General features: G+C 67.9%; 13 protein-coding genes, 1 tRNA gene and 1 pseudogene. 5 read left to right on the top strand and 10 right to left on the bottom strand.

Annotated features, from left to right (window positions below):
* Positions 1–17: 17 nt before the first annotated feature.
* A complete protein-coding gene (locus CCZ36_RS16655; protein ID WP_128819549.1) occupies positions 18–1355 on the top strand; it encodes a hypothetical protein in 1338 nt (445 codons plus the stop codon).
* Positions 1356–1358: 3 nt separating this feature from the next.
* On the opposite strand, the pseudogene CCZ36_RS16650 reads toward CCZ36_RS16655, so the two are convergent.
* Both CCZ36_RS16650 and CCZ36_RS16645 read right to left on the bottom strand, forming a co-directional pair.
* Positions 1359–2716 (bottom strand): annotated as a pseudogene (locus CCZ36_RS16650) (serine/threonine protein kinase).
* 120 nt (positions 2717–2836) lie between these two features.
* Complete coding sequence (locus CCZ36_RS16645; RefSeq protein WP_069735713.1) at positions 2837–3385, bottom strand: helix-turn-helix domain-containing protein; 549 nt, start codon at positions 3383–3385, stop codon at positions 2837–2839.
* 136 nt (positions 3386–3521) lie between these two features.
* On the opposite strand from CCZ36_RS16645, the gene CCZ36_RS16640 reads away from it, so the two are divergent.
* From CCZ36_RS16640 to CCZ36_RS35755, 3 genes are all read left to right on the top strand, one after another.
* A tRNA-Ala gene (locus CCZ36_RS16640) sits at positions 3522–3594 on the top strand.
* Positions 3595–3700: 106 nt separating this feature from the next.
* Positions 3701–4750 carry a site-specific integrase gene (locus CCZ36_RS16635; protein WP_237302678.1) on the top strand — a complete coding sequence of 350 codons (1050 nt, stop codon included), beginning with the start codon at positions 3701–3703 and terminating at the stop codon, positions 4748–4750.
* The gene (locus CCZ36_RS35755; RefSeq protein WP_335755845.1) at positions 4651–5907 is read left to right on the top strand and encodes a tyrosine-type recombinase/integrase; all 1257 of its coding nucleotides are present in this window, start codon (positions 4651–4653) and stop codon (positions 5905–5907) included. The genes CCZ36_RS16635 and CCZ36_RS35755 overlap by 100 nt, the downstream gene beginning before the upstream one ends.
* Positions 5908–5967: 60 nt before the next feature.
* On the opposite strand, the gene CCZ36_RS16630 is transcribed toward CCZ36_RS35755, so the two are convergent.
* From CCZ36_RS16630 to CCZ36_RS16620, 3 genes are read right to left on the bottom strand one after another with little or no spacing between them, the layout of a single operon-like run.
* Positions 5968–7074, bottom strand: coding sequence for a glycosyltransferase family 4 protein (locus CCZ36_RS16630; RefSeq protein ID WP_128817974.1), 1107 nt, complete (start codon positions 7072–7074; stop codon positions 5968–5970).
* The gene (locus CCZ36_RS16625; protein ID WP_128817973.1) at positions 7071–8459 is read right to left on the bottom strand and encodes a hypothetical protein; all 1389 of its coding nucleotides are present in this window, start codon (positions 8457–8459) and stop codon (positions 7071–7073) included. The genes CCZ36_RS16630 and CCZ36_RS16625 overlap by 4 nt, the downstream gene beginning before the upstream one ends.
* Before the next feature lie 50 nt (positions 8460–8509).
* On the bottom strand, positions 8510–9766 hold the full coding sequence (locus CCZ36_RS16620; RefSeq protein WP_128817972.1) for a nucleotide sugar dehydrogenase: 1257 nt from the start codon (positions 9764–9766) through the stop codon (positions 8510–8512).
* A gap of 66 nt (positions 9767–9832) precedes the next feature.
* On the opposite strand from CCZ36_RS16620, the gene CCZ36_RS16615 reads away from it, so the two are divergent.
* On the top strand, positions 9833–10606 hold the full coding sequence (locus CCZ36_RS16615; protein WP_128817971.1) for a glycosyltransferase family 2 protein: 774 nt from the start codon (positions 9833–9835) through the stop codon (positions 10604–10606).
* Positions 10607–10745: 139 nt separating this feature from the next.
* On the opposite strand, the gene CCZ36_RS16610 is transcribed toward CCZ36_RS16615, so the two are convergent.
* The 5 genes from CCZ36_RS16610 to CCZ36_RS16590 form a co-directional block, all read right to left on the bottom strand.
* Positions 10746–11651: a TauD/TfdA family dioxygenase gene (locus tag CCZ36_RS16610; protein ID WP_237302677.1), complete on the bottom strand. Its 906-nt coding sequence runs from the start codon at positions 11649–11651 to the stop codon at positions 10746–10748.
* Positions 11652–11738: 87 nt separating this feature from the next.
* The gene (locus tag CCZ36_RS36410) at positions 11739–12161 is read right to left on the bottom strand and encodes a DUF6082 family protein (protein WP_257791367.1); all 423 of its coding nucleotides are present in this window, start codon (positions 12159–12161) and stop codon (positions 11739–11741) included.
* 888 nt (positions 12162–13049) lie between these two features.
* Entirely contained in the window at positions 13050–13757 is a 708-nt protein-coding gene (locus tag CCZ36_RS16600; protein WP_128817968.1) for a DedA family protein, read from the bottom strand.
* 342 nt (positions 13758–14099) lie between these two features.
* Positions 14100–14753, bottom strand: a complete 654-nt coding sequence (locus CCZ36_RS16595; RefSeq protein ID WP_128817967.1) for a response regulator — start codon at positions 14751–14753, stop codon at positions 14100–14102.
* Positions 14750–15706, bottom strand: coding sequence for a sensor histidine kinase (locus CCZ36_RS16590; RefSeq protein WP_128817966.1), 957 nt, complete (start codon positions 15704–15706; stop codon positions 14750–14752). Before CCZ36_RS16590 ends, CCZ36_RS16595 begins: the two co-directional genes overlap by 4 nt.
* Between the last annotated feature and the right edge of the window lie 18 nt (positions 15707–15724).

Below are 15724 nucleotides of genomic sequence, written 5' to 3'. Positions count from 1 at the left end.
ACGACGAGGGGAAGCGCGTGAACAGGCAGCGCAACAGGGGCCGGGTGACGGCCGCGGCACTCGCGGCGATGTGCGCGGCGGTGGTCCTGCCGGGGCAGGCGCACGCGGCGGGCCCCGGGGTGTACGCGTTCGACCCCGACGCGAAGAACGTGCAGGGCGCGGTGACCAACGTCGAGGCGTCCACGCTGGACGAGGGCGTTCCGTACCGCAGCACGATCAAGCCGGGCGAGAAGCTCTACTACCGGGTCACGCTGGACGATGTCTCCGCCGCCTACGTCTCGGCGGTCGCGGTGCCCGGTGACAGCGGCGCGGTCGCCTACGGCGACGGCATCAGCATCAGCCTCCGGGAGACCGACAACACCCAGTGCGACGCGGGGCGGGCGAACTTCGGCCCGGGCGCGTACGCCCGTCCCATCACCGCGTACGCCTCCCGGGCCGTCAAGGAGGGCGGCAGTAGCTGCCAGGAGGGCGGTCCGTACGACGTCCTCGTCGAGCGGGAGAGCAAGGCGGGCTCCAGCCCGGAGGCCTGGGACCTGGAACTGCGCTTCCTCCAGGAGCCGAGGCTCAGGAGCGGTACGTCCATGCCGACCGAAGCCCCGGAGAGCTGGCCCTCGGCCTCGGCGAAGCCACTGACCGGGAAGCAGCAGAAGCGGTCCGGCGGGTCCGGGTTCTCCGAGGCCACCAGCCTGGAGAACGGCCGCTGGCAGGACACGGTCGCCCCGGGGCAGACCCGCTTCTTCCGGGTGCCGGTGGACTGGGGCCAGCAGATCCACGCCACCGCCGGGCTCTCCAACAGCACGAGCGCCACCACGGAGTTCGTGGGCAGCGCGCTCACCCTGGCGCTGGCCAACCCCGCCCAGGGGCCGGTCTCCGACGCCACCCTCTCGTACTCCGGAGGCCCCGCGTCCGCGTCCCTGCGGCCGCTGCCGCCGGTGGCCTACCGCAACCGGTTCGACTCCTCGTCCCAGGTCAGCGCCATGCGCTTCGCGGGCTGGTACTACCTCTCGGTCTCCCTCAGCCCGAAGCTGAAGGACTCCTACGGCGCCGAGCCGATCCCGTTCGAACTGTCGGTCCAGGTGAAGAACCGGGCCGAGGAATCCCCGTACGACGGTGACGCCGGGGTCTTCGGCGTCACCGACCAGGACCGGGAAGTGGCCCGGAAGGGGCAGAACGCCGAGCAGGCCGCGAAGAGCGGTCCGATGACCGTGGTCGCGGCGGCCGGGATCGGCACGGGGTCGGTGCTGGTGCTCGGTCTGGGTGTCTGGACGCTGCTGGCCCGCCGCCGCGCGGCGGCCGGTCCGGCCGCCGGGCCCGCGGCTGGTGGGGGCTATCAGCCGCCGCCGCGGGGCTGGTAGCCGTCAGACCTGGGTGAGGGCCCAGATGCCGACCGCGAAGCAGATCAGCGCCACCACCAGCACCGGGACCGCCACCTTCGGGGGCGGTCCCGGGCGCGTTCGCCGTACGGGCGGGTGGGGTGCCGCGTGCTGCACCGGAGGGGCCGGCACCGGCGGGAGCTGCTGGTGCTGTTGGTGTTGGGCGGTGTAGGGGCGGGTGGCGGAGGGATCGTGCGGTACGCCGGAGGTCGGCGCCCGGGAGGGGTCCGGCGCGTCGGCGGCGTACGCGGGCGGCGCGTCGACGGCGGAGGGTGCGGCCGGCTGCTCCTGGAACCCCGGCTGCGGGTAGGGCTGTTGCTGGGGGCCGCGGGCGGGGGTGCGAGGTGGAAGCTGCCCGTCTCCGACATCGATACGGGGGGCGGGGCGGAGGCCTGCTGACCGGACGGGGTCTGTCCGGACGGGGTCTGCCCGGACCGAGGCTGTGGGGCCTCCTGCGGGGTGGTGACGGGCCCGTCGGGGCCGAATCCCTCGGGCAGGGGCCCGATCTGGTCGAACACCTCCACCGGCTCGTCGTCCGGGCCGGGTTCGGGCAGCATCTCGACGGCCGCGGTGAGGGCCTTGCGCGCGCCCGTCGCGGTACGGAAGCGGGCGTGCGGGTCGGGCTGGAGGAGACCGGCGAGAACCTGCCACAGCGGCTCGGGAATGCCCTCGGGAGCGCCCGGGGTGCCGTGCGCGGCGAAGTGCTCCACCAGAGCCTGCGCGTCCGGCTTCTGGCCCTGGAGGAGGTAGAGCGCGACCAGGCCGACCGCGAACAGGTCCGCGGGGAAGTCGGGTTCGGCGCCCATCATCTGCTCGGGGGCGAAGTAACCGGGCGTACCGACCACGTAGTTGGTCTCGGTCAGCCGGGGTTCGCCCTTGCGCATCGAGATGCCGAAGTCGGACAGGCGCAGATGCGGCCGGCCCGTACCGGTCGCCTCCATCAGGATGTTGGCGGGTTTGATGTCGCGGTGCACCACCCCTTCGGCGTGCACCGTGGAGAGTCCGGAGAGCAGCTGGTCCAGCAGCAGGCAGACGAAGCGCGGGGGCAACGGGCCGTAGTCGCCGATGACATGGGCGAGCGAGCCGCCGCTCACCAGGTCCATGGTGAACAGGACCTTGTCGTCGTCGGCGGCCCAGCTGGCCGGGGCCAGCACGTGCGGGTGCTCGATGCGCAGCGCCTGCTCGCGGACGAAGCGCAGCAGCGTGTGCGCGTCGCTCTGCTGGAGCACCTTGGCCGCGACGTACCTGCGGCGCCGGTGGTCCCAGGCCCGCCAGACGGCGCCGACCCCACCCCGCCCGATCGGATCGATCAGCTCGTACCGACCGGCGAAAACCTCACCCATTGCGCTGCGCCCGCTCCCCGTTTCCGTTGTCGCCGCGGCTTCTGCGGGGACCAGGGGCCCCGGCTGTGCGCGAGGCCCTGGTCCGTCGTCCTGCGGCTGTGCCGTCGTGCTTGCGATCGGCTAGCTCTGGTGTCCTTCGTAGTGCGCGACCGCGTCCGCGGTACGGCCCGCTCCGTACACCCGGAGGAACTCTGCCAGCTCCGGGTGGGTCGGGGCGAGGGCGTCGGCGGCATCGATGATGTCGCCGGCCGCCGCGACCGACCGCAGCAGGGACTGGATCTCGCGGACCACGCGGCGGACGGTGGGAGCACCGCCGGTCGAGGTGGTCTGGCCGGTGCCGGTCAGGACGGACCCGCCCTGCGACTTCTTGATCTCCTCCATCCGGTCGGTGGCCTCGCCCGCGCTGACACTGCCGTCCGCGACCTGGCCCGACAGCTCCTGGAGCGCCTGTACGCGCTGGACCACCGCGGGGTTCCCGATCTTGGCCCGCTGGCCGCTCATCAGCTGCGAGAGCATGGGGGCGGAGAGCCCGAGAACAGCGGCCAACCGGGCCTGGTTCAGGCCGAGATCATCGATCAGCCGACGGAAGAGCGCCCCCAACGGCTCTCCATACCAACTGCGTTGAAGCTCTCTGGCTCTTGCCGTCGCCTCTTGTTGCGCTGCGTCCATGGCGTCTCCCCATCGCTGCGGCTTCGCTGCTGCGAACCTTGCGAGCATCTTACGGAGCGTGGTCGTTCCGGGGGAGTCCCTATCCTTTTGGAAGAACCCGGGGGGTACCCGGTACTCTGGTCCCCGACGGTGACCCGGGGCCTTAGCTCAGTTGGTAGAGCGCTGCCTTTGCAAGGCAGATGTCAGGAGTTCGAATCTCCTAGGCTCCACTCACTTCGCACCCCTCTGACCTGCGGAAACGCGGTCAGGGGGGGGTGTTTTTTGTCTCCGCCGGTGGGCACATGGTGGGCACATCGAGTCGTTTACGGTCGTTTCATGGCCTACATCGAAACCAAGGAGCGAAGGGGCGGAGACACCACCTTCGTCGTCCGCTGGCGCTCAGCTGGCGCCCGGAACGGCAAGCGGGAGTCGGAGTCGTTCGACGATCTCCCGTCCGCTGAGAAGTTCCGCGACCTCGTGAAGGCGCACGGGGAACACTGGCCGCCCGGGTGGACCCGCGGGCACGGTTTCGTTGCAGACCGCCGCCGCAAGGAGACGATGTTCGAGCCCTTCGCGCTCGCCTACGTCGACCGCCTCACCGGTATCCAGGGCGACACACGCAGTAAGTACAAGACGCGAATACGTGCCAACATGACGCCCTGGTTCGGTCCCTACTCCGTGGAGGACGGCGAGGGCACCATCCTCCGAGAGATGGTGCAGGACTGGGTCAACGACCTGGAGGCCGGACGGCCCGCCCCGCTCGATCCTTCAGACCGGAAGCCTCGAACGAAGTACCGGCCGAAAACCATTCAGAACGAGCACGGCTTGCTCTTCTCGATCCTTCAGTCAGCGGTGGACGCGGAGCCGTCGCTGCGGGCCTCGAATCCGTGCGGGAAGACTCGTCTCCCGCGGCTCGACGGCGCTGAGGACGAAGAAGAGATGGTCTTCCTCGAACGCGAGGAATGGGCCTGGATCTACGAGTGCCTCAGCGACGATGCCAAGGATCTCGGCGAGGCCATCGCGGAGACCGGCTTTCGGTGGGGCGAGGCAACGGCACTCCAGCCCCGTGACCTTCGGCGGCGTAACGGCCGACCCGCCATCCGTGTCCAGAGGGCCTGGAAGAAGGATGAGGACGGTAAGTCCATCCTCGGCGCCCCGAAGACCCGGAAGGCGCGGCGGACCGTCGTCATCACTCACAAGCTTGACCGGATGCTGCGACGCCGTGCCAAGGGCTTGGCTTCACCGGCCCTGAAGGGGGCAAGTGGGACCCCGGCACATTCCGCCGTCTGCGCTGGCTGCCCGCGATCGAACTGGCGGCTGAGAAGTACGGACTCCTCAAGCGACCGCGCATCCACGACCTCCGCCACTCTCATGCTTCGTGGCTGATCGCCGCGAAGGTTCCCCTGCCGGCCATCCAGGGGCGGCTGGGGCACGAGTCCATCACCACCACCGTGGACCGCTACGGCCACCTCCTGGACGCGCTGGACGACGAGGTCATGGCCGCCGTCGAATGGGCCATGGACCCGACAGCCCCGCTGCCCGGCTTCCTGGAACACTCCGGCTTGGCAGCCGCGACGGACGGGCTCCCCCATGTTCCCCGTCAGCTTTCCGGGCTGGCCCAAGAGACCTGGAAGGACGCCAGCGACATGACGCAGGACGATGCGGAGCACAGGAGCGACCTAGTCTTCGTTGTCACGCTGGGCGGCCGGGAAGTGCCGTTCGCGGACCGCGAGCACGCACAGGACGTAGCCGACCAGTGGAATGACGACCACGCGGATGAGATCGAGACTATGCGGTCAGACGGCTGGCCCGAGGAGAAGATCGCCCGCCATGGGGGCGTCGGCCCTGAGGAGCGCGAGCGGTGGACTGGCCCAGGACCCGTTTGGACCCGGATGCCGGAGCGACAGTTCGTGCACTACGCAGTTGCCCAGCGTGCCGTGGCGATCCGCGAAGTCCAAGCACTGGGCGGCACGATCGCGGAGTGCACTGACCGACTCCTCCACGCGCAGGCTCATATCCAAGAACTTGAACAGCGGCTGGCCGAGAAGGGCCGCTTCGGGCGGCCGGTGCTGCGTGGGGAGGATCGGGCTGCGGTCGAGGCCGCCCGTGACGGTTTGCTCCGTACGCGCGAGGAGGGCACGCGAGAGCTGGAGCAGATGAGCATGCGGCTCTACGAGGTCACCCAGCAGGCCGGGCCGCTCAGTGAGCAGGAAGCCGTGCTCACTGAAGTGGACATGCCGCAGGAGAAGAAGGCCCTGCTCCTTCGGCGAGCCCAGGAGAAGGACAACCAGGCAGCTAGGCAAAACCGGGCCGAGGCAGCCAAGGCGCGCAACACGTCTAACGGTGCGGCCTACCGAGTCGCCGGTCTTCGGAATGAGTTGTCAGCGCGGGCCGAAGGGAAGCCGCCGACGTCTGGTGACGAGCCCCGTCACCAGCATGGGCGAGATCGGGCACCTGTCTCTCCCTACTTCGGGCAAGCCGACGTGCATGTGTATCAGCCGCACGATGGACCGAATGAGCCACCCGTTGGACCACTTGTGTAACCGAAGCCCGCCGCTTTTCGCTCCCGCCGGTCGTCCCGGTCGACCCCACCCGTTCTTGCGCTAGGAGGTAACGCGGAGCGTCAATTCGCGAAGCTGGCGGCCGGTGGTAGAGATGTCGTATCGGTGCGCGTTATAGAGAGCTGCCTTGGTCAGGGACTTACGCCGATTCACGTCTCGGCCCATCTCGTCCAGGGCTGCGGCCAGCGAGCGCGGGTCCCCAGGAGTGAAGGGAACGCCCGCGTTCCCGAGGATTTCCTTCACACCGGGAAGATCGGAGTAGGCGACCGGAAGCCCGTGGGCTTGGGCCTCGATGAGGACGAGCCCGAAAGCCTCCAGACCTCTGGTCGTGAACACGAAGGCGTCGAAGTCTGGCAGACGGCGCCACAGGTGGGCGCGGGGCAGGAACGGTTCAAAGCGGACCCGGTCCCGTAGCCCGAGTTCGATAGTCCGCTTCTCCAGATGCTCCCGCAGGGGTCCTGTGCCGATCACGGTCAAGTTGTGCGGTTGATCGGTTAGAGCGAGAGCTTCCACGGCGGTGATCGTGGATTTGTTGTCGTCCAGGCGACCGGCGTGCACCAGAGACAGGGGCCCGGCAGTGGGCGGTTGATCGCGTACCTGGGTGTCGGCCAGACGGATCCCCCACGGGATGACGGCGAGACGATCAGTGAATCGGCGTCCGGTGAGACGGTCGATGCGGTTGGCGAGGACAGGGGTCGGGGTGACGATCGTGGCGCTTGCGGCAGCGACTTCGTTCATGGCCTCGCGTTCTGCCGAGCTGCGTTCAGCCACCATCACGTCGGGGCCGTGGGCGATGGCGATGATCGGGATGGTGCCGGCGGTTCGGGCGAAGGCGAGGCTGAGTGCGAGGCCGAGGTACTGGGCGTGAATGGCGTCCGGCTGGATCTGCTCGATGAGTGCCCCGACCTCTCGCGTCAACTCGTCCACGTAGCGGTCAAAGCCGGGACCTTGAGGGCGCTTCGTGGTGGAGAGGGTGATCAGATGATCGAACGCGGCCTTCCACGCCTGATCGACCGGTGCCCTGCCCAGGAAGGTCGTATGGACGTCGGGCATCGCGTCGTAGAGATCGTTGACGAGGATCAGGCTGCCAGACGAAGGCGCGGCGCTGCGGTTGATGCCAGTCACGATGTTCACGACTTTGGTGGTCATGCGGAGATCCCCTTGATGGACGACCGGTGGGTGGGGAGCGGAGGCCGGGTTCCCCGTGCCACCTCGACTCGTGAGTCAGCGGTGGCAATCTGTCTCTCGCGCTGACGAGGTGGCGCCCACCACGACGCCAGGTGCGGAGTGAAGACGGCCTTGACCTCCTTGGCCGGATGCAAGTAGCCCTTGCTGTCCTGTTCCGCCGTCCACACTCTGACTGCCGACCTGGGGTAGACGGGGTGTATCCCTATCTCGCCCTTGGGGAGGGTTCCATTGAAGGGTGTGGGTATGCCCTCGTTGTTCCAGTAGTCCCACGCCTCAAGAGCCTTGGCTTTCTCGAAGCAGTGGTAGAGCTGCTGATAGCGCGACATGTACCGGATCTCGCGGAAGATCATCTGGCCGATCAGCCCAGGCGCGGCTTGTCGGAGCGTGCTGAGATCAGCCCCCTGGAAGGTGAACGATGCCGCGTCCTGGGACGGGTGCAGCGCCGTCCGGGCGAACAGGTGGGAGAGACGTCGCCGGACGTACTCGGCGACTCCCGGGCCGAGAGCCGGTTCCATGCCTTCGACGAGCTGGACGAGCCGGTGATGGCGCGGATTGAAGCGGGCCAGGTCGAACAGCTGGTCCATGTCGGCCACGGCGGCGAAGGCGAGACGTTTGTAGAGCCAGTTGTTCAGCTCCCCCGCGAGGGCATAGGTCTTGGTCTCCGGAGTGGCGGAGTGGAGCATCAGGTACTCGGACAGAACTTCGAAGTACAGGTACCCGAGGAACGGCACGTGGGGCACGGCGGTGGCTAACCGGTCGATGAACTCGGGTGCCGGGGTGGCGCGGCCGGCGGCGTTGCGAAGGGCGACGTCGAGGAACACGGCCGCGGCGCGCAGCCCAGTCAGCACGGCGTGGTTTAGCTGGTCGTTCTCTGCTGGGGTGAGGAAGCTCTGGTAGCGCAGGTAGGTACGCAGGTGGATGGCACCGAGATGCAGGTAGTCGACACCCTTGGGGCGGGTCGGGGCGTCCGGGACGACCTCGAAGACCATGGGCGTGGTGGAAGGCTTCGTCCGCAGCAGGTAGGCGCCGAGGTTGTGCGGGCGCAGCCCCTCGCGCTGACTGACGAGAGGCGAGCAGTACAGGGCCCCGACCAGGCATCCGGTGGAGACGTGTAACTCCCCGCTGGTACGGATGGCGTCGATGTCCTTGGTGGTGTGCATCAGGTACATCGGCTTTCCGCTGACGAGCGCTTCGGTCATCGCGTTGTTCTGTATCAGCCAGCCGTTCGGGGTTGAGCGTTCCAGGTGGTGGCGCCAGTCGCTTTCGCTTTCGGCCAGCGAGGCAGGGATCTGACGCTGCGCGGGCCTGGTGTAGTCCGTGTGGGCGTGCTCCCATTCGTCGCGCAAGGGAACTCCTGGGGTGGAAGAGCGGCAGCGGGCCGGGGGGAGTCGGAGTGCTACAGGACCTCGACGTTCGCTCCGGACAGACGGTTTCGGCAGTCGAGAACGTAGGGGGCGTTCTCCTCGATCATGGCGAGGTCGAATCGGGTGTGGTCCATGAGGAGCACCACGGCATCGGAGGCCGCGATCTCCTCCGGGGTCGCATCGACCCGGGGCACGTTCAGCTTGGTGTCGTGGCCGTCCGGGATGTTGGGGTCGGAGCCGCGGACCTCGGCGCCGAGGCTGACGAGGAGTTCGGCGACACGTGCCGAAGGTGAATTGCGAAGGTCGGTGGCGTTGTACTTGTAGGTCAGGCCGAGCAGGAGGATTCGAGATCCGTTTACGGGGACGCTGCGCTTGTCGAGTGCTTCCACGAGCCGCCGGACGACGTAGTCGGGCATGTGCCGGTTCACGTCGTCGGCCAGCTCCACGAACCGGAACGGGACGCCGAGGTCTTCCCGGATCTTCCACGCGAGGAACAGCGGGTCGACGGGCAGGCAGTGCCCGCCGACTCCCGGCCCCGGAGTAAACCGCGTGAATCCGAAGGGCTTGGTCGCGGCGGCGTCGATCGCCTCCCAGACGTTCACGCCGAGGCGGTCAGTCAGCGTCGCCAGCTCGTTGATCATGGAGATGTTGACGAGCCGGAAGGTGTTCTCGATGAGCTTGGCCAGCTCGGCGACCTTGGTCCCGGACACCGGAACCGTGGTCTGGAAGATGCCGTCGTAGAAACCCTTGATCACGGAGAGCGATTTGGTGTTGATTCCGGACACCACTTTCGGTGTCCCCTCGAACGACCAGCGCTTGTTTCCCGGAGCGATGCGTTCGGGGCTGAATCCGGCCAAGAAGTCGTCCCCGCCTTTGAGACCCGACGCCTTCTCCAGGATCGGCAGCAGCAGTTCCTCGGTGGTGCCGGGATAGGTCGTGGATTCCAGGACCACGGTCGCGCCGGGGCGAAGGTGCTCGCCCAGGGTCCGGGCGCAGGACTCGATGTAGGTCAGATCGGGCACGCCGTCTCGCAGCGGGGTCGGCACGGTGATCACCGCGATGTCGAAGCCGGCCAGCGCGGCAGCGTCGGTGGTCGCGGAGTAGTTCCCGGAGTCCAGCACTGCGCGCAGCCGCGATGAGTCCACGTCCTCGACGTAGGACTGACCGGCGGCGAGCTGCTGGACGCGGTGAGCGTCCACGTCGTAGCCGATGACACGGTGGCCCACCTCGGCGGCGCGTACGGCCAGCGGAAGCCCTACGTAGCCCTGACCAGCGATGACTATCTGCATGGCAGCTCCTACTCGATCGGAGTGTTTGAATGGACCGTCGTTCCTGGTCTGGCAAGGAGAAGCACTGTGCCCTTGGTGTCTGTCGTGATGCCCGTGTACAACTCGGCGGCCACCCTCGGCGCGGCCGTACGGTCGGTGCTCACGCAGACCCACAGCGACCTGGAGCTGCTGGTCACCGATGACCAGTCCTCCGACGGCTCCATGGATCTGCTCCGCGAGTTCGCCGGGCAGGACGAGCGCGTCCTGCCCGAGTCGGCACCCGAACAGGGCGGTGCGGGCCGGGCCCGCAACCTCGCGATCGAGCGGGCCCGCGGGGACTACATTGCCTTCCTCGACTCCGACGACATGTGGCTTCCGGGAAAGACGGAGAAGCAGCTCGCCTTCGCCGCCCAGGGCGATGCGCCGCTGACGTTCACCAGCTACTACAAGATGGACGCCGACTACGACGGCGAGAGCACCGACTGGGTCCCGAACGGACGGGTGGTCCGTGCGCGCGGGCACGTGGACTACCGCGCGATGCTGGTCAGGGACCACGTCGGTGCTCTCACCGCCATGTACGACCGCAATGTCCTGGGCAAGCGACTGATGCCGGAGATGCGCAAGCGCCAGGACTACGCGTTGTGGCTGAGCATCATGCGGGACGGCGCCGACGCGCGGGGCCTGGCTGAGCCGCTGGCGGTGTACCGGGCCCAACAGGCGGGATCGCTGTCCTCCAACAAGCTCTCGCTCGTGCAATACAACTGGGCCCTGTACCGCGAGCACGAACATCTGTCGGTCCCGCGGGCATCGCGGGCACTGGCCGGCGCCGTGTGGCAGTCGCTGCGCAACTCGCGCATCTAACTCCGGGCACGGGCCCGGGGAGCCCGGTGCGCGACCGTTTCCGCGGGCGTCCGACCGGGCCCCGCCCCGTGGCCGTGCCGCGGGCTCCGGGGCCGGACCTGGAGGTGGGACTCGGTGGATCACCGGTGCCGTCGGCCGGCTACGCGACCGAGCCGTCGCCGGTCCCCGCGCGCAGGAACATCTGGAGGAGCAGTCGCCGGTCGGCGATCGGGACGGTCTCCTGACCGATGTGGAGCGCCTCCCGGCCGTGCAGGTAGCGGCGCTGGTTCACGATGAGGTAATCCCCGGCCTGGAGCATGAAGGAGACCTGCCCGCAGACGAGTTCCTCGGCGAGTTCCCTGGCGGCGTTGGCGTGAGCTTGTCTGATCCGGGACCGCTCCAGCATCTTGGCGGTGAACCGGACGAACCCTTCGCCCGGGTCGGAGCCGTCCAGGACCGGGAACGGCTTGTACTCCTCGCCCACGCCGAACAGGTCGAAGAAGGTCCCGTAGTGGTAGGCCGACTCGGCCAGCAGGGCGCGGGTGTCCTCCGACAGCCGCGCCACCGCCGCGTGCGCGTCGGAGAGGATGCTGTGGCCGCCGCCGAGCGAGTCGGGGCGAACGCACAGGAGAGTGGTGAAGTCCGGGGGCCGGCTCGCGTTCACAAGGTCCATGTGGAAGGCGTTGTACCCGATTCCGCTGGACTTGCCGGGGTCCTTGTCGACCTTGACCCCGATGTCCTTCCACAGGGGCCACCGGGGGAAGGGCGAGAAGGGGGCCCCCACCGTGGCCGCGAAACCCGTCGCCAGCCGCAGAAACCGTTCGTCGTCGGCCCCCAGCGCTTTGACGAGGTTCCCCAGGCGCAGCACGGCGTATCCGGCGCCCTCCCCTGCCAGCGCGTGACGCAGCGTCGCGACGGTCTCCTCGAACCGGGGAGTGGCCGCCGTCAGCTCGGCCTGGTACCGCTCCATGGTGGACTTCGCCAGGAACGAGCCGTCGAGCTTCCATGCCGGGAGGGGAAGATCGATCAGGGCGGATTCGAGTTCTCTCGGGATGTCGATGAACACGTGAGGCTTCCTTCCCATCGTTCGGATTGGCCGGGCTGACATGACGCTATCCGCGCGGTTCTCAACCTCGGCGAGTTTGAGCCTTGCCTAAGCCGCGTGAGCCGCGAGGCTCATGGCCTTCGTGAATTTCGCGCCCGTCTTGTCGCCCTCGGCCTCCTCCTCTCGAAGGCGGCCGAACTGGGCCCAGTACCTCTTGCACGCCTCGTTCTCCATGAGCACGCGGGCGTAGAAGGAAAGCTGCCGATCGCTGACGAGCCCGAGGCGGTGCCGCAGGCTGAGCTGGCAGAACATCCGGTTCGCGGTCATCTGCTCTTGGTATGCCTCGACGTCCATGCCCTCCTTCGCCCACACCTTCGCGAGGTCGGAGTTCGTGGACACCCGGGACAGCCACTCGATCTGGTGACCTGCGGCCAGCCGGAGCGATCCTGATTCGCCTGACCAGCGAAGCGCTGGGAGCCGATATGCGGAATGTGCGCACCTACGACGAGCATCGCTGTAGCGAATCAGCAACGTGTTGACCTGATCGATTCGGTCATGTGCCGGGAACCAGTACCGGACATTACGCGAAGGGGTGGGCGTGATCAGTCCAAAAGCTGACCTGCGGTCGGTATTAACGCAGCGTCAGAAGTTCATCGCAAAAGGGACATATTACCTCCATCGATTGTCGATCAAGCTTTGACGTGCAGATTTGCCCTGATAGTGCACATGTCAAGATTTGCACCCTAAGGATGGCATTGTTGCTGGTGTGAGATATTTCGCGATCTAAACCCGACGCTAGGTCGGTACTTGCTGGGAAAAGTGATCGAATCTGCGCGTGTGGAAACTCTCGCTTGTAGCGGTGCCGAGCATCTGCCGTAGCGAGCGGATGGGGCACCGCCGGCCCGTTTCGTTACGAAGAGTGACCAGTAGGTACTGGGTGCTCGCGGGCTTGATCTGCGTCAGGAGCCTGGCGCAGGTTGCAGCCCACGCCAGACTTCCTCGTCCGCCCGATTACTTGTCAGTAGCAAATTCATGCTTCGGCTGGCGCTGCTGCCGGCTGAAGAAGCGGTGATACGCGCCCCACAAGGAGACGCGTGTCTGGCCGAGGAGGACGCCGATGAAGATGTGTGCTGAGCGGACGAAGGCAGGACTGGTCAGGCTGTCGGCGCTGGCGCAGCTCGCCGGAGGTAGACGTCTGTGGGTGGCAGTTCGGTCAGGTGACTGCGGCGGCGAAGCCGATGAGCCGGAGTGCGTGCAGGTTGGGGTGGAGGACGGCGCGCGCGAGGATGTCGGTCTCGTTCAGGGGCGTCCGGGTGCCGAGGTTTCCGGTGACGGTGCGCAGGGTGCGGGTGCGCCGAAACGGGAGGCGCCTTTCCCCCAGGACTCGGGGAGAGGCGCCTTCGTGCGTACGGGGAGGGGTCAGCGCTTGGCGTGGCGGCCGCGCTGGCCGGAGGCCGGACCCGCCGGGGGGCCACCGGCGTTGTCCCGCGCATCAGCGTCGGCCTTCTTCGACTGGCTGCGGGCCCTCAAGACCTCGACCACGATCGGCAGCACGGAGAGAAGCACGATCAGGATGAGGATCTTCTCGATGTGCTGGTGCACGAAGGCGATCTTGCCGAGCAGCGCACCGAGCACCGTGACACCGACGCCCCACAGGAGCGCGCCGACGATGTTGTACGTGATGAACGAGCGGTAGTTCATTCTGCTCACGCCGGCGATGATGGGCGTGAACGTGCGCACGATGGGCACGAACCGCGCCAGGACCAGCGACTTCGGGCCGTGCTTCTCGAAGAACACGTGCGCCTTCTCCACGTTCTCCTGCTTGAAGAGGCGGGAGTCCGGGCGCTTGAAGAGGGCCGGGCCGACCTTGCGACCGAAGAGATAGCCCACCTGGTCGCCGAGGACGGCGGCGATGGCGATCAGGGTACAGACGAGCCAGAGCGGGTACTTCAGCTGCCCCGTGGTCACCAGCAGTCCCGTGGTGAACAACAGGGAGTCACCAGGCAGGAAGAAGCCGATCAGGAGTCCAGACTCGGCGAAGACGATGAGAAGAAGGCCGGGGAGGCCGAACGTGTTGAGCAGATAGTCCGGGTCCAGCCAGCTCGGGCCGAGCGCAAGCGTATTCAAGGGTCCGGGCTCCAGGATGCGTGCGACGGGCGGCTGTGTGGCAGCCCCAAGCTATCAACGCCCGCTGAACGCCCTTAGTTCCAGTGGCGCTCAGCGGGGATGCGCATCCTGCGAAGCGGGGCGAGGCTGAGCACTGGGGGGTGCCACAGAGGCGGGGGCGGCGCAGCAGAGCGCGGGCGCTGGCGATGCGCTGGCGTTCGCCGCCGGAGACATGGGCATTGAGGATTTCGGCGGCGGTCAGGCGCCCCAGGCGGATGTTTTGGTCGTCACCAACAATGACATCCCCGGCTATCAGGTGACACAGGTGATCGGTGCACGGCACTGCCCGTGGTGCGCGGGTGGTCAGGGTTCGATGAGGCCCGCGCGGATGGCGTAGCGGGTGAGTTCGAGGCGGTCGCGGAGGCCAAGTTTCTGGAGCAAGTTGGCGCGGTGACGTTCGACGGTCTTGACACTGATGTAGAGGAGGTCGGCGATCTGCTTGGACGTGTGGCCTTCGGCGACGAGTTTGAGGATCTCCTCCTCGCGGTCGGTGATGGGCTTGGCGGGGAGGTCCGTGCCGTCGCGGATGCGGTCGAGGTAGCTGCGGATGAGGGCGTTGACGGTGCCGGGGTAGAGGAAGGGTTCGCCGCGCATGGCGGCGCGGCAGGCTTCGACCAGGTCGCGGTCGGCGACGGACTTGAGGACGTAGCCGGAGGCGCCCGCGGCGAGTGCTTCGAAGAAGTACTGCTCGTTGTCGTACATGGTGAGCATGAGGATGCGCAGGTCCGGCTGCTGCCGGGCAAGTTCGCGGGCGGCCTGGAGGCCGGTGAGCCGGGGCATGGCGATGTCGAGGATGGCGAGGTCGGGGTCGTGGGTGCGGGCGGCCTCGACGGCTTCGGCGCCGTCCCCCGCTTCGGCGACGACGGTGAGGTCGGGCTGGCTGTCGAGGATGAGGCGCACTCCGCGGCGTACCAGGGCGTGGTCGTCGGCGAGCAGGACGCGGGTGGGTGCGGTCATGCCGGTGTGTTCCGTTCGGGTACGGGGACCGTCAGGCGGACTTCGGTGCCGCCGCCGGGGACGGGACGAAGGTCGAGGTTGGCGTTGACGAGGAGGGCGCGCTCGCGCATGCCTCGGATGCCGGCGCCTTCGGATGCGTGCCCGATGCCGCGGCCGTCGTCGCGTACGAGGAGCTCGACGGCCCCGGGCAGGCGGCGGAGGTGGATCTCCGCGTGGCGTGCGTGGGCGTGGCGGGCAGTGTTGGTGAGACTTTCCTGGGCGACGCGGTAGAGGACGAGTTCCGTCTCGTGGGTGAGGGGCGGCAGGTCGGGTTCGATGCGGTGCCGGACTGTGAGGGACGGACCGGTGAACTCGGTGGCGAGCGCCCGTAGAGCCTTGGCGAGGCCGAGTTCCTCCAGTACGCCCGGGCGCAGGCGGCGGGCGATGCGGCGGATCTCGTCGAGGCTGTTACGGGTGGTCTCCTGCACCTCGTGGAGTTCGCCGCGCAGGGGCTCGGGGGCGCGGTCGGCGAGACCCTTGAGTTCCAGCAGGACGGCGGTGAGGGTCTGGCCGACTTCGTCGTGGAGTTCCTGGGAGATGCGCCGGCGTTCGGCCTCCTGCGCGGACAGCGCGCGGCCCGTGCTGGCCGCGCGCTCGGCTTCGAGCCGGTCGCGCATGTCGTTGAACGCCGCGATCAGCGCGGTGATCTCGCCGTGGCCGGCGAAGGCGAGGCGAGGACCCGGGCGGAGCAGGTCGATGGTACTCATCGCGCGGCCCAACCGAGCCAGGGGCGCGAGGCCGACGCGCAGGACGAGAGCGTTGGTGACGAGCAGTACGGCCAGACCCGCGGCGAGGACGACCGCCTCGGTGAGGAGCACGGGCGTGGACACCGTGACCGGACCGAGAAGTAGCGCGACGGCCGCCGCCACCAGCACGACGGCGTTGAGCAGGAACACGCGCCAGAACAGGGACAAGCCGGATGTCCGGGGAGG

It is taken from the genome of Streptomyces sp. S063 (assembly GCF_002832675.1).
GTDB classification, from domain to species: Bacteria; Actinomycetota; Actinomycetes; order Streptomycetales; family Streptomycetaceae; genus Streptomyces; species Streptomyces sindenensis.
Note: the sequence above shows the minus strand (reverse complement) of the source record. Positions and strands in the feature narration are given on the sequence as shown.

What these genes read in the sequence shown, in the direction of transcription:
- CCZ36_RS16645 (WP_069735713.1), bottom strand. Translation starts at nt 3,385, where the DNA reads ATGGACGCAGCGCAACAAGAGGCGACGGCAAGAGCCAGAGAGCTTCAA.
- CCZ36_RS16635 (WP_237302678.1), top strand. Translation starts at nt 3,701, where the DNA reads ATGGCCTACATCGAAACCAAGGAGCGAAGGGGCGGAGACACCACCTTC.
- CCZ36_RS16630 (WP_128817974.1), bottom strand. Translation starts at nt 7,074, where the DNA reads ATGACCACCAAAGTCGTGAACATCGTGACTGGCATCAACCGCAGCGCC.
- CCZ36_RS16620 (WP_128817972.1), bottom strand. Translation starts at nt 9,766, where the DNA reads ATGCAGATAGTCATCGCTGGTCAGGGCTACGTAGGGCTTCCGCTGGCC.
- CCZ36_RS16595 (WP_128817967.1), bottom strand. Translation starts at nt 14,753, where the DNA reads ATGACCGCACCCACCCGCGTCCTGCTCGCCGACGACCACGCCCTGGTA.